Below are 13,866 nucleotides of genomic sequence, written 5' to 3'. Positions count from 1 at the left end.
TGTTAAGGTTTTAGGTTTAATGACTTCTATTTCTATCTGATAACTTTGGTTTGTGGGAAAAGCTTGGTTTTAATAATCAAGAATTATGTGTTACAAACTCTTATGATAATGATAAATCGTGATAAAGAATAAATTATTTAGTAGGATGTTCAAATGCAAGTAATACATTACTTTTTTGCTACTTTGTAATAAAAAATCAAACATTGAAAAATGAAAGATGCTCTTTTGGCTTCTAAAAGACGCCCAATTGACTTGCAAAAGGTGCCCTTTAGGGGTCTTACTAACGCCCTTATGAAGTCCAATTAAGCATCTATTAAAAACCATTTTTGTAACTCGTTGTGCATTAGTAAGTTATTAAAGCACTTTGAAAGTATATGTTTTGATAAAATTATGGGCTTTTTCCTCTTATTTTTGTCATAATATTTCAATATTATAAAATTCGTTTTATGAATTAATTTGGATGTTATCTTTTTTTTGTAGGGTATCCTCTGAAATAAGATTATTCCGTATTTTAAACCCTATCATCTCCTTAATGATTAAAAAAAGAGGGTGTGTCAAAATGCAAATATCATTTTGATAATCTTACAGTTTGAAACAATCCAATAAAAAATGACCATTTCTATACTCGATTTGGAGTAAAGAAATGGTCTTTTCTTTGCCTTTAGAAGAATCCTACTTATAGATTGAAAGTTGTCAATTTATTAATTTGCATTTTGACATACCCCCTTTTTTATAACTTTATTTTTGTCTGCGACGATGGTTACCAGAAAAGTTTGGATTGAAACTCTTTGGCTGTTTACCATTTTGCTTAGCAGATTTCCTACGATTCTCTGTTGGCTTTTCCTCCCGTCCCTTTCGTTTTTTGTTTGGAATGTCGGGTGTACTTCCAATTGCCTTAGGGTCATAAACCGCACGTGGGTGTCGCTTCGGAACATTGTCATAGAGCTTAGCAATCAAGTCACTACGTCCAATGCGGTGAAGCTCTCGCTCAATATCTCGTCGTGCTTCAGGCTTATACCAGAAGAAGAATTGACGCTGTGCAAGTTTCTCCTTTGGTGTCTTTGCTGAGAAGATGGGTTCGAGAGTGTAAGGATCATATCCCGTGTACCATGCCTCTGTAGAAACAGTCATTGGGGTAGGGGTGAAGTCCTGCACCTGCTCCAAGTGAAAATCAAGGTCTTTTGTTAGTACCGCCAACTCAGCCATATCCTCTTCCTGGCATCCAGGATGAGAAGATATGAAGTAAGGAATAATCTGCTGTCGCATATTCTCCTCACGGTTGATACGGTCAAAAATCTTCTTGAAAGCATAGAATTGTTGGAACGAAGGTTTACGCATCAGATTTAGAACGCGGTCTGAAGTATGCTCTGGTGCAACCTTCAATCGTCCACTCACATGTCGTGTTATCAACTCACGAGTATATTGTCTGGCAGCCTCATTACTCTTCTCGTCCTTACTCTTGTGCAGAAGTAGGTCATAACGTACACCAGAACCGATAAAACTCTTCTTGATTCCTGGTAGTTCATCGACTGCATGATAGATTTCAAGCAGTTTGGTGTGGTCGGTTTCGAGATTAGGACAAATCTCAGGATTGACGCAGCTTGGACGTTTGCAATGCTCGCAAGCCTTCTGGTTCTTACCTGCCATACCATACATATTAGCTGATGGTCCACCGAGGTCGGAGAGATAACCTTTGAAGTCGGGCATCTGTATAACCTGCTTTACTTCCTTTAAGATACTCTCTTTCGAGCGACAGCTAATAAACTTACCCTGATGAGCGGAAATGGTACAGAATGAACAGCCACCAAAGCATCCGCGATGAATGTTCACACTGTGCTTAATCATCTCATAGGCAGGGATAGTCTTACCGCGATACTTCGGATGTGGTTCACGTGTATATGGTAGGTCGTAGGCTGCATCTACCTCCTCTGTTGTCATGGTAGGATAGGGTGGATTAACAACGGCATAAACGTTGTCAACAGCCTGCAGAATGCGTTGTGCGTGCTTCTTGTTTGACTCTTCTTCTATATGTTTGAAGTTTTCTGCTTGATATTTTTTGTTGTGTAAGCAAGACTCGTGGGAATGAAGTACAATATCACTCTCTTTTATTCCGTCAGGAATCTCTGATTCTTTACAAAGATATACGGTCTGTGGAATATGCTTCAAATCTTTAATGTTAGCACCATTTTCCAACTCTTGTGCTATGCTAACCACCTGTTTTTCACCCATACCATAGATAATCATGTCGGCACGTGCATCGCAGAGAATGGACTTGCGAACACAATCTTTCCAATAGTCGTAATGAGTAAGACGGCGCAATGAAGCCTCGATGCCGCCTAAGACAATAGGAACATCGGGATAGAGCTGTCTAAGGATATTAGAGTAAACAATGCTTGGATATTCTGGACGCAGGTTGGGTCTGCCATCAGGTGAATAAGCATCGTCTGAGCGTAGACGACGATTGGCAGTGTATTTGTTCACCATCGAGTCCATTGCGCCGGGTGAGATACCAAAGTAGAGACGTGGACGGCCTAATTTTTTGAAGTCTCGGAAGTCGCCATGCCAGTCAGGTTGTGGAACGATAGCCACCTTATAGCCAGCTGCCTCAAGTGTTCTACCAATGACAGCAGCACCAAAAGCAGGATGGTCTATATAGGCATCACCCGAAAAGAGGATAATGTCTAACTGATCCCACCCACGGAGTTCTACCTCCTTCTTTGTGGTAGGGAGGAAGTCTGTCAACTGAAATCTTGAAGGTCTTGTGGTTTTTGCTTCATTCTTAACAGCAGCCTCCCTATCTTGTCGCTGTGTAGGTGTTGTCTTTTTATGCTGCTTTGCAGGTCTTCTGTTTTCTTTTTGTGAACTCAAATGTTTTTGTTTTTAAATGAATTTCTTTTTAAGTCTGTTACTTGTTTTCAAGAAATTGAACTTTACTATTATTCCTTCTTTATGATTAAAGGACTTCACTGTTCTCTTCTTCAGCGTTTTGGTGTGTTAAGACCCACTCTTTGAAGAGTGTAACAAGATTTTTAAGTCCGATAGCTTTCATGTTTTGATTATAAATAACATCAAGACATAAGTCTAACAAGTCTTTATCTTTACCAGGTTCAGACTCGAGAAGTCCACGAACATTGAATTTCAGTTTGTCGAGGATATCCTCGTCAATAATACCATTGGAATCAACCAGTCCAGAGAGAAGTGAATATTTCTTTATTGTCTCAAGATGGCTGTCTGTAATCTCAATGCTTCGTGTTCCCGAAGCGTTTGCTTGAATTTTATACATAGTCTTTACGCTTTTAGATTATTCCAATTTCTTTGTTGTTATTTCTTCATTAAGAAGTTGACAATACCCTTCATGATACTGTTACGCGTAGGTGCATCCTTGATGCACTCGAATGGGAAGGATAGTGTGAAAACACTGTTGTCAGTTCCTTTATATGCCACAGCTGCAGTTTTGCCATCTGCATAAGTTAAGGTACTGAAAGCATTGTCAACAGGAAGAATATAGTCTGGTGTATAAGCACCGTAATGCTGCTCGTTGATAGTACGATAAACATCGAATGACATTCCCATACCACTTACGATAGAGTTATAATTGTCATAGTTTGCTCCATCAAAAGTAATCTTGAGGTTGTTTTTCAACCAATCTTGCTCATCAACACCCTGCATATCGGATGCAAGATAAGAACCACTGACAAAGAGTTTGCCACGATTATTCAGATACTTCGTCAACTGTTGACGAAGTGCAAGCTTAAAAGTCTTGTAATAATACAAGCTATGCCCGTCATCCTTCTCATTGCCAAGGAGTAAGTCAACCATTGCATACTTGGAAAGGTTCACCTCACCATACTCTACAGCCTTACTGTTACAGCTGACGACATTGTATTTTCCTGCATGGCGTAATGCCTCTGCATGGTCTTTGACATAGTTGAAGTCATTACTAGCAATAACCTTACCTACGAGTTCTTCGCCACCATAACCTAAGGCACTTGGACCTTCTTTGCCCATCATTGCCTTGTTGAAGTTGGCTTGTCTTCCTGCCCATCCAGCTACAGGACCATAGCTAAGACCTGGATCTGCTTCAAGGTCGAAGCCCTGCTCGGTGCTTGTATTAACAACAGCAGGAGAAGAAAGGCGACTGAAAGCATTGACAATGAGAATTGTCTGAGTTGCACCTTCATTGCGTAAGGCTGAAAGAACTTCTGTTGGGAAACTCTCACCACCACGGTTACAAGCCGTTACCTTAAAGTTGTAGACTACACCAGGTAGCAATTCTATGTCAAAATAAGGATTGCGAACGTTCATACCATTGTCAAAACCTCTTGTTCCCATCGCAACATACACGTTATAGGAAGTAGGGGTTGCGGTAGGTTCACTGGTATCCGTAGTTGGTCTCCATTGCAATCTCACCTTGTTTGCTGATACATATTCTATCTTGAAGTTATTTGGTGCAAGTGGTTGAACAGTATAAGTCTTACCGTGCATGTTAGCTTCATATTTCAAGACAGTCTTATATACGGAACGTGCAAAGGTGAATTTGAAGTTAGGATCTTGACCTAATTTAATGTCGGGGAAGTTTTGATGAGAGAGCGTCTCAAGGATAGCAGAGGGAACTTCAGGTAATCGCGTTTCGCTATAGTTGCGATCCCACACTGAACGAGTTGTCCAATTGATGTGGAAAGCATTGTCCAAATCCTTCTTTACGTTGGCTACCAACTGTTCTGCAAAGGTCTTTGAAACCTTACGTGAAAGTCCATCTCCCAATGTTTTATTACCGTCTTGCGTAGTACAGATTCCCAAGGTTCCTACGTAACTATCATCAGTTTTAACTCCGGCATCGCTATGTATAGCCAACGTAAGTTCGATAGGTACTTTCTTACCATCTTTCTTTTCAGGCAGATAACAAGAACCTCCAGCGAGCCAATTCGTCATCAAGGAACGGCAGTTGATGTCGTCGTTATAGTCATTAGAGCCATTACTCTTGCTGACTACATTCCAAGGTGCACCAGCCCATTGTGCAGAGTATCTTGCACCTTCAAGGAAACGAGGTAAACCACTCACTGTTCCACCACGAACAATGTTACCCATACCACCACCAAAGCGTACTGCGTCAGTAGTTACAATACCTCTATGCGAACTATGATTAGTCAGTACAACAGAGTTATTGATACTGTTTCCCTTGTCAAACTCAAAAGTGCCAAGATAAACCCAAGTGCCACCACCCATACGTTGGTTTACTCGGAAATGTGTTTCTTGTCCTTTATGAAAAACAATATACTCTGCCGCTTCCACACTCTTCTTCTGTGTCTGATAGCTTACATATACGGCATAGCGTCCTGTTTCAGGGAAAGTAGGTTGGTAGACAACAGAGCTAATCTTACTGTTGCGCTTTCTTGCCTTTACTTGTCGAGCCGTACCAGCTGTAAATGGATTCTCACCATCATTATAACTTCCATAATGTTGTGCGAAGCCTTTATCCGAAGTGGTCGCCCACTTCTTCTTCATACTCTCTTCCTTGTAGTTGGTGCGACTATCGTTATCTACTATAATTTCATTCTTCTGCCAGTCTCTTTCACGAGGTGTAAAGACAATTGCTCCTGCGTTCTCAAGCATAGGAATGAGATAAGGAAGAACTATTGTTTGTGTGTATAGGTCCTCAGTAGTACCGAATAGAATTGGTCTTTGCCATCTCCATCCACCCTTCTTAGCATCGTAATATCTTCCATGCGATGACCATACAGAAAGATGTCTATTCTGTAATCCCTCTGTGATTTCATTAGGGCGAGAAACATTCTTCACCCATGGTGCATCTTCATAATCAGTCTTCCCCCATGTTGACTTACTCGATTGTGCAAAAGTGTTTGCAAACGACATTGCAAGAAGGGCTGTACACAGCAATCTTATCTTCATTATCCGTTTAATTCTCCTATCGTAAACAATTCTGGATGTTTACCCTTAAAGTCTTTGAAATACAATTTGATTTCCTTCATATCCTGTTCCAAATCACCCGATGGTGTTATAACCTTTGAACACTCTATTAGCTTCCTTTCATAATCTAACCCGTAGAGGTAGATAGGCAGTTGGGCTTTCTGTGCAATATAATAAAAGCCCTTTTTCCATTCAGGGTTTAGACTTCTGGTTCCTTCGGGAGTAATACAAAGCTGGAACTTGTCACGCTTTATAGCATAATCGGCTAATCGGTCGGTCATACTTGTCTTCTTATCACGCCATACAGGGATTCCTCCGAGTTTGCGAAAGATAGGACCAAGCGGCCAGAAAAACCATTCCTTCTTCATAAGGAAGTTGCTCTTCAGTCGCTCAGCTCTTGCGTAAAGCTGACCAATTAGGAAATCATAATTACTTGTGTGAGGTGCAAGACAAATAATAGCTTTGTCAGGTAATGTAAACCTAATATCCTTCTTCCACCCCATAAAACTATAAAGAAGCCACTTTGATATACCCTGTAACATTATGCAAGGTTATTGAGTTGATCAACAATCTCATTGACTTCTTTACTAAACTTGTCCTTCAAGTCTTTGAAATATACTTTGGCAGGCATACCCGGCTGAACGTGAGATACGCGTCTGATGTAATTGCTGTGCATTACTAAAATAGAAGTGAGGATAGCCTCAGTATTGTCATTATCACGATTCTCACCATAGAGAGATGCTGCGATGCCCTCTGTAAACAAATCACCACAAATGTAATTGATGGTGCGTTTCAAATCTCTTTTGTTGCTCATATTAATCCTAAATAGCTATATTATATATTTTCGTTCAAAGATAAATAAAAAAAAAGAAAAGCAAGACTTTCTTACATAAAAATAGAGTTAAAATTTTAATTTAGCGTCTTTTCCTTTCTTTTATCGGATAAAAAAGGTAAATTTGCAGAGTAGTAAAGACATTAAATAAATCATTATATTCAAATCATTTAAATTAAACACATGGAAATTAGCGCATTGCAGAAGGAAAGAGCAGGCTATCAGCCAAAGTTGCCTAAGGCTCTTCAGGGTGCAGTAAAGGTGCAGGAAGGTGCTCCTACACAGAGTGTTGACAATCAAGAGGATATCAAGAAGTTATTCCCTAACACGTACGGAATGCCTCTCGTAGAGTTTGTTCCAGCTGATTCGGCTAACAATGCTAAGATTAACGTTGGTATTATCCTTTCAGGTGGTCAGGCTCCTGGTGGTCACAACGTTATCTCTGGTCTCTTCGATGAGGTTAAGAAGTTGAACCCAGAGAACCGTCTTTATGGTTTCCTTATGGGGCCTGGTGGTCTTGTTGATCACAACTATATTGAGATTACTGCTGAGAATCTTCAGGCTTACCGCAACACTGGTGGCTTCGATATGATTGGTTCAGGTAGAACAAAGCTTGAGAAGGAAGAGCAGTTTGAGAAGGGACTTGAGATTCTTCGTAAGTTGGATATCAAGGCTGTTGTAATCATTGGTGGTGACGACTCTAATACTAATGCTTGTGTATTGGCTGAATACTATGCTGCTAAGCAGTATGGTGTACAGGTTATTGGTTGCCCTAAGACTATCGATGGCGACTTGAAGAACGATCAGATTGAGACTTCTTTCGGTTTCGATACAGCAACAAAGACTTACTCTGAGCTTATCGGTAACATCGAGCGTGACTGTAACTCTGCTCGTAAGTACTGGCACTTCATCAAGTTGATGGGTCGTTCTGCATCTCACATCGCTCTTGAGTGTGCTTTGCAGACTCAGCCAAACATCTGCTTGGTATCTGAGGAAATTGAATCTAAGGATCAGACTTTGAATGATATCGTTGAGTATATCGCAGGTGTTGTTGCTTACCGTGCAGAGCAGGGTAACAACTTCGGTGTTGTTTTGATTCCAGAAGGTCTTATCGAGTTTATTCCTGCTATCGGTCGTTTGATTCAGGAGTTGAATGATTTGCTCGCTGCTCATGGTGCTGATTATTTGAACCTTGACAAGGATGCACAGCGTAAGTATATCCTTGAACACCTCTCTGCAGAGAACAAGGCTACATTTGAAACACTTCCAGAGGGCGTTGCTCGTCAGCTTTCTCTCGACCGTGACCCACACGGAAACGTTCAGGTATCTCTCATCGAGACAGAGAAACTCATCTCTGAGATGGTTGCAGCTAAGCTTGATCAGTGGAAGAAGGAAGGTAAGTATGCTGGTAAGTTTTCTCCTTTGCACCACTTCTTTGGTTACGAGGGTCGTTGTGCAGCTCCTTCTAACTTCGATGCAGACTACTGCTATGCACTTGGTTCATCAGCAGCTCAGTTGATAGCTAACGGTAAGACAGGTTATATGGCTATCGTTAAGAACACTACAGCTCCTGCTGATCAGTGGAAGGCAGGAGGTGTGCCAATCACTATGATGATGAACATGGAGAGACGTAATGGTGAGATGAAGCCTGTTATTCGTAAGGCACTCGTTGAACTTGATGGTGCTCCATTCAAGACTTTTGCTGCTCAGCGTGAGAAGTGGGCTAAGGAAACATGCTATGTTTATCCAGGTCCTATCCAGTACTGGGGGCCTTCTTCAGTATGTGATCAGACTACTAAGACTCTCGGATTAGAGCAGGCTAAGTAATAGTATATTCATAAAGAAGAGATGGGGGATAACTTTATCCTCTGTTTCTTCTTTTGTTTTATACAATTTCTTATTTTCTTCTGACCTTTAATGCTTTGAGTAGTTGGTAAATATTTTAATTTATCCCTTTGATATTCAATCTATTATTATAGTATTCATACGAGAATAAAAGCACATGAATACAGCTGTAAGTAGTGCTTAATCGCTTTCATTTTTGTTGTCTATTGATCTAAAGAAACAACATGTTTGAACTCATATTTAAGTAGTGTGCTAATTTATTTTCATGAAAATAATTATTTATCTTCACGTAAATAAATCTTTTTCTTCATGAAAATAAATATTTTTGTTCATGAAAAGAATTCTCGAAAGTCAATTTAATGTAGAAGTAAAGTAGAACTTTAAATTATCCAAAAGTAAGAAAATGTTTATCTCCAAAGCGTTTCATTCAATACTAAAGACTTGGATTCAAATGCCAAGTTGGATGCGTTGGGCTGGAGGATTGTGTCTTGCTGTAGGGTATAGTTTTCTGTTTTACTTCTTTTTAGTATCACCTACAGGCTTCAGATGGCGTGCTATTTATGGTGATCCAGATTATCCTGAAGGTTATACGATTTATGGTATTGATGTAAGTCGTTATCAAGGTACGATTAACTGGAATCGACTTAGAAATGCGCTGATAGACCGTTTGCCTATTCGTTTTGTGATTATCAAGTCAACGGAGGGCGATAGTCATATTGATACTAAGTTCCGTGATAACTTCTCCAATGCGAAAGAACATGGTTTTATACGTGGTGTTTATCATTTCTGGAGTAATAAGTCGTCAGCACGTCGGCAGGCTTATTTCTTCCTTGCCATGGTTCATCTACAGCCGGGAGATTTACCACCTGTGCTTGATGTGGAACATAAACCAAAGAATATCAGTACAGAAGAGTTCCAGCAGAATATTCTGACATGGCTACATATAGTAGAAGATAGGTATCATGTGAAACCTATCATCTATACCTATTATAAGTTTAAAGACCAATACCTTTCTGATTCTCGCTTTGATGATTATCCTTATTGGATAGCTCACTATTATGTTAATCAGATGGAGTACCAAGGTGCTTGGAAATTCTGGCAGCATACCGATGCCGGAAGGCTGCCAGGTATTAAGGGGTATGTAGACTTAGACATCTACAATGGTAGCTTCTATGACTTACAGCAACTACTTATCCAAGATGATGTTACTGACGTTCAAGTAGTAGGCAACACCAATCGTGATTCAACAAACGTTGATTCTCTTTCAGACCGAGTTCATTAGCTTTTTGAAGGATAGCCTCTGCGTCTTGCTCATAAAATCCACTCAGAATAATCTTTGATTCTGTTGTCATAACGCTGACAAACTCGTCTATATCTTCAAGGATAATGTTACGGTTGATATTTGCTAAGATAACATCAAAGACACCACTCACGTGTGACAAGACTCGTCTGTCGCCTTCAAGCACATCTAATTCTACACCATTTAGTTCGGCATTATGCTCAGCATTGCGTACACTCCACTCATCAATGTCATAGCTTACAACTTCTTTTGCACCGCACTTTGCAGCAACAATGCCTAAAATACCTGTTCCACAACCACAATCAAGAACTCTCTTTTCTTTGAGGTCTTGGTTTAATAGTAATGAAACAATCATCTGTGTTGTCTCATGTGTACCTGTTCCAAATGCTTGTTGTGCATCAATGGTAATCTTCATTGGGATTTTCTCAAGTTGAGGATAGGTAGCTGTGGCATCTTCTTCCATATTCTTACAGATGATAGCACAGCGGTCGTCAATGATGATAGGGTCGAAACCTGCTTTTTCCCATTCCTCATTCCAATTCTTATCCTCAGCTTTAGCAGCTTCGAAAGAAACTTTTACGTCTGGAATTGGCAAGTTCTGCATGGTCTCAGTGAGTGTTTCTTCATTGAAAAGGTCTTCTTGGCAGTAGCCAACGAGTCCGTCTGGTTCGTCTGTGAAGGAATCAAATCCAACTTCAGCTGCAAGAGCTGCAATGATGTCTCTTACATCCTGAGAATCAGGTTCTGCCGTAAACTTTACTTGTATATATTTCATCTTGGTGTTAAATTTCTACTGCAAAATTATAAAAAATAGGGAAAAACCTACCATGGATTAGGGAAAATCCGTATATTTGCAAAGAAAGTTATCTTATTTTTGCACTATAAAGATTGTGTACAAACATTATCTTGGTGTTAAAACAAGTGTAAATTAAAAAAAAGGTATATGAAACGTTCAGTATTACTTTCGGTTTTATTTGGAGCTATGCCATTGCTATCAATGGCGCAAGATGACCTTTATTTTACCCCGTCAAAGGCGGATCAGTCTGCTTATCAACAGAGTAAAGTAGAGGAGGATCGCCCTGTATATTATAGCGGTATTGGTAAGTCTAATGATGAATACAATCGTCGTGGCAAGTATAATTATAAGAAAATAGGAGTTGATTCTCTTGGAAACGATATCTTTATGTCGCGTATCTCTACGTTGCATGGCGACTCTGTAGTGTTAGATACTATCTATGGAGGTTTCACTCGTCAGTACGAAAGTGATAACGATGACTTTGCTTATAGCCGAAGAATGAGTCGTTTTGATGGATTTTGGGGTGGCTATTATGACCCATGGTTTGCTGGTCGCTCTTCGTTCTATGTAGGATGGGGATGGCGTTCACCTTATTATGGTGGCTGGTATGACAGATGGGATGATCCATGGTCATATGGTTATTATGGTGGCTATCCTTACTATAGCTATTATGGTGGTTATCCATATTATGGCTACTACGGCGGTTATCCATACTATTATGGTTATGCTGACTATGGTTGGTACAACCCATGGAGCAGATATTATGGCTATTATGGTGGTTATCCTTACTATGGTTATAGAAGAGGTGGCTACTATGCTTACAATGGTCATACGGGTACAGCTAATCACTGGGGTAACTCTCCAAGAGACTTTGGTTCTCAAGCAAGAAGTGGTTCCTATGACAACGGACGCTCATCTTACTCAAATCGTCGTGGCAATGTAAACCAGTATGGTAACAATGCATCTCAGAGTAATGATATGAGAAACTACTATGATCGCTTCGCTGGCGCACGTCAGAATGGTTTTGAGAATCAGACACGCTCTTATTCTCAGCCAGAGCGCTCTACATTCTCACAGCCTTCACCAAGCTCATTTGGTGGTGCAAGAGGTGGTGGTAACTTCGGTGGCTCATATTCTGGCGGTGGAGGCAGCAGTTCTGGTGGCTCACGCAGTGCCTTCGGTAGTCATAGATAGTATTTTGGATAATGAATGTTTAATTAATAAAGAATATCAGAAATGAAGAGTAAATATATTTTCTTTGCTGTTTCGTTGTTTGCTGCTTTGTCTGCAAATGCACAGGAGACATACGAGAATGCTAAGTTAGCAGGAGAGGACTTGAATGGTACTGCACGCTATGTTGGTATGGGTGGAGCCATGGAAGCCTTGGGTGCTGATATTTCTACTATCGGTTCTAACCCAGCTGGTATCGGTTTGTTCCGTCACAGCAATGTTAGTCTCAGTGCTGGTCTTCTTATGCAATCAGATGGTAAAGAGTTCTCTAATGGTAAGAAGACTAATCTGAGTTTCGACCAGATTGGTGGTGTCTATACTACTCGTACTGGTCAGAAGTCTTTCCTTAACTTTGGTTTCAACTATCATAAGAGCAAGAACTTTGATTATATCCTTAATGCTGCAGGCTCTTTGAATGGAAGTTCACAGAATAAGCAGTCATATATTAAAGGCTTACTTGGTGATGAGAACAATGGAGGATTCTATGTTGGTAAGAATAAAGATGGTCAGAATATCGGCTATGTAAATGCTACATCAACAAATGTTGCATATACTTGGAGTCAGATTGATAACCTTTATTGGAATTCATTGATTCCAGGTAGCACAGGAACTTATAATTATGAGAAAGCCACTGGTTATACTTTAGACCGCGCGCATACTGGCTATATTGGTAATTATGACTTTGCTGTGAGTGGAAACCTCAATGACAGAGTTTATCTCGGTTTGACATTCGGTATGAAGGATGTTAATTACAAGGGATACAGTGAGTATCGTGAGAACTTAAACAATGCTGGTGGTGTACTTGTTCGTGATGAGAGAAAGGTAACGGGTTCAGGTTTTGATATTACAGCTGGTGTAATTGTTCGCCCAGTAGCTGAGTCTCCATTTAGAATTGGTGCATATGTGAAGTCTCCAACATGGTATGACTTAACAACATCAAATGCAACAGGTCTTGTTTATGCTCAGGGTACAACAAATAAGGAATCTTACATTAGCAATTCATACGATTTCAAGATGTGGACACCATGGAAGTTTGGCTTCTCTCTTGGTCACACTATTGGTAATAACATTGCCTTGGGTGCTACATATGAATATGAAAACTATGCTAATATTAATAGCAGAGTTAACAATGGTGGCTATTATGATTATTACTATGATCAGTACTACGAGTCATCAATCTCAGACAAGAATATGAATGCACACACTAAGGAGGTTCTGAAGGGTGTTAGCACATTGAAGTTAGGTGTTGAGTACAAGCCTGTAAGCAATGTTGCTTTGCGTATGGGTTATAACTATGTTGGTGCAAAGTATGCGAATGATGGTCAGAAAGACCCAGGTCTTGCTTCTTTAGGTACAGCATATTCTTCAACAACAGACTACACAAACTGGGGCGAAATTAATCGCTTCACATTAGGTGTTGGTTATCAGGTTAAGAAGTTCAACATAGACTTGGCTTATCAGTATAGTGCACAGAAAGGTTCTTTTGCTCCATTCTCTAATGTAAAAGACGTTACTTACACATCTGGTACTACAACAATAACGGAGTCTAACATTGCTTCAAACACTGATGTTAAGAATAACAGAAGTCAGTTACTTCTTACATTGGGTTATCGTTTCTAAGAAGAAACTTAGTAAATAATAAAAAAGGTAAAAGGGTTCATACTCTTTTACCTTTTTTGTTGTTTTGTCAAAATAAATCCTCATTAGCATTTTTAATAACCATGAATAGCATTCTAATTAAGCCTTAATTGACTTGTTAAAGATGCTCTTTAAGACTCTAACTAACGCCCTTTTGAAGGCTAAGTAAGCACCTTTTCTTGCACAACTTTATAACTTCTTGATAAGTAGAAGGTTACAAGAAGGTTGAAAAATGCTTTTATTTCTTGTTTTTAAGTAGAAATATCTAAAAACTATGTAAAGATATTTCGTTGCTAT

Annotated in this window: 10 protein-coding genes; 4 read left to right on the top strand and 6 right to left on the bottom strand. The window is 39.8% G+C overall.

Annotation, left to right across the window (positions count from 1 at the left end; translation table 11 throughout):
• Positions 1-738: 738 nt before the first annotated feature.
• The 5 genes from HMPREF1505_RS10250 to HMPREF1505_RS10230 form a co-directional block, all read right to left on the bottom strand.
• On the bottom strand, positions 739-2,868 hold the full coding sequence (locus tag HMPREF1505_RS10250; protein ID WP_036925136.1) for a YgiQ family radical SAM protein: 2,130 nt from the start codon (positions 2,866-2,868) through the stop codon (positions 739-741).
• Positions 2,869-2,953: 85 nt separating this feature from the next.
• Positions 2,954-3,283, bottom strand: coding sequence for a hypothetical protein (locus tag HMPREF1505_RS10245; protein ID WP_036925135.1), 330 nt, complete (start codon positions 3,281-3,283; stop codon positions 2,954-2,956).
• Between the two features lie 38 nt (positions 3,284-3,321).
• A complete protein-coding gene (locus HMPREF1505_RS10240; protein WP_036925134.1) occupies positions 3,322-5,910 on the bottom strand; it encodes a fibronectin type III domain-containing protein in 2,589 nt (862 codons plus the stop codon).
• Entirely contained in the window at positions 5,910-6,470 is a 561-nt protein-coding gene (locus tag HMPREF1505_RS10235) for a 1-acyl-sn-glycerol-3-phosphate acyltransferase (RefSeq protein ID WP_036925133.1), read from the bottom strand. The genes HMPREF1505_RS10240 and HMPREF1505_RS10235 overlap by 1 nt, the downstream gene beginning before the upstream one ends.
• Positions 6,470-6,742, bottom strand: coding sequence for a hypothetical protein (locus tag HMPREF1505_RS10230; protein WP_004359493.1), 273 nt, complete (start codon positions 6,740-6,742; stop codon positions 6,470-6,472). The genes HMPREF1505_RS10235 and HMPREF1505_RS10230 overlap by 1 nt, the downstream gene beginning before the upstream one ends.
• A 201-nt stretch (positions 6,743-6,943) precedes the next feature.
• Between HMPREF1505_RS10230 and HMPREF1505_RS10225 the strand changes: the two genes are divergently transcribed.
• Positions 6,944-8,587, top strand: coding sequence for a diphosphate--fructose-6-phosphate 1-phosphotransferase (locus HMPREF1505_RS10225; RefSeq protein WP_036925131.1), 1,644 nt, complete (start codon positions 6,944-6,946; stop codon positions 8,585-8,587).
• A 469-nt stretch (positions 8,588-9,056) separates the two neighbouring features.
• The gene (locus HMPREF1505_RS10220; RefSeq protein WP_369758974.1) at positions 9,057-9,887 is read left to right on the top strand and encodes a glycoside hydrolase family 25 protein; all 831 of its coding nucleotides are present in this window, start codon (positions 9,057-9,059) and stop codon (positions 9,885-9,887) included.
• Here HMPREF1505_RS10220 and prmA read toward each other — a convergent pair.
• Positions 9,811-10,680, bottom strand: a complete 870-nt coding sequence (gene prmA, locus HMPREF1505_RS10215; protein WP_036925126.1) for a 50S ribosomal protein L11 methyltransferase — start codon at positions 10,678-10,680, stop codon at positions 9,811-9,813. The two genes, HMPREF1505_RS10220 and prmA, sit on opposite strands and share 77 nt — an antisense overlap.
• Positions 10,681-10,848: 168 nt before the next feature.
• Here prmA and HMPREF1505_RS10210 point away from each other — a divergent pair, with 168 nt between their 5' ends.
• Together HMPREF1505_RS10210 and HMPREF1505_RS10205 are read left to right on the top strand one after the other, a co-directional pair.
• Positions 10,849-11,895 carry a hypothetical protein gene (locus HMPREF1505_RS10210; protein WP_036925124.1) on the top strand — a complete coding sequence of 349 codons (1,047 nt, stop codon included), beginning with the start codon at positions 10,849-10,851 and terminating at the stop codon, positions 11,893-11,895.
• A 42-nt stretch (positions 11,896-11,937) separates the two neighbouring features.
• Complete coding sequence (locus HMPREF1505_RS10205; RefSeq protein ID WP_036925120.1) at positions 11,938-13,551, top strand: hypothetical protein; 1,614 nt, start codon at positions 11,938-11,940, stop codon at positions 13,549-13,551.
• Positions 13,552-13,866: the final 315 nt, after the last annotated feature.

Source organism: Prevotella sp. ICM33 (assembly GCF_000517825.1).
Lineage (GTDB): Bacteria > Bacteroidota > Bacteroidia > Bacteroidales > Bacteroidaceae > Prevotella > Prevotella melaninogenica.
Note: the sequence above shows the minus strand (reverse complement) of the source record. Positions and strands in the feature narration are given on the sequence as shown.

Bases quoted from the DNA above. Each gene is read 5' to 3' on its own strand.
- HMPREF1505_RS10245 (WP_036925135.1), bottom strand. From the start codon at position 3,283: ATGTATAAAATTCAAGCAAACGCTTCGGGAACACGAAGCATTGAGATT.
- HMPREF1505_RS10240 (WP_036925134.1), bottom strand. From the start codon at position 5,910: ATGAAGATAAGATTGCTGTGTACAGCCCTTCTTGCAATGTCGTTTGCA.
- HMPREF1505_RS10235 (WP_036925133.1), bottom strand. From the start codon at position 6,470: ATGTTACAGGGTATATCAAAGTGGCTTCTTTATAGTTTTATGGGGTGG.
- HMPREF1505_RS10230 (WP_004359493.1), bottom strand. From the start codon at position 6,742: ATGAGCAACAAAAGAGATTTGAAACGCACCATCAATTACATTTGTGGT.
- HMPREF1505_RS10225 (WP_036925131.1), top strand. From the start codon at position 6,944: ATGGAAATTAGCGCATTGCAGAAGGAAAGAGCAGGCTATCAGCCAAAG.
- HMPREF1505_RS10220 (WP_369758974.1), top strand. From the start codon at position 9,057: ATGCCAAGTTGGATGCGTTGGGCTGGAGGATTGTGTCTTGCTGTAGGG.
- prmA (WP_036925126.1), bottom strand. From the start codon at position 10,680: ATGAAATATATACAAGTAAAGTTTACGGCAGAACCTGATTCTCAGGAT.
- HMPREF1505_RS10210 (WP_036925124.1), top strand. From the start codon at position 10,849: ATGAAACGTTCAGTATTACTTTCGGTTTTATTTGGAGCTATGCCATTG.
- HMPREF1505_RS10205 (WP_036925120.1), top strand. From the start codon at position 11,938: ATGAAGAGTAAATATATTTTCTTTGCTGTTTCGTTGTTTGCTGCTTTG.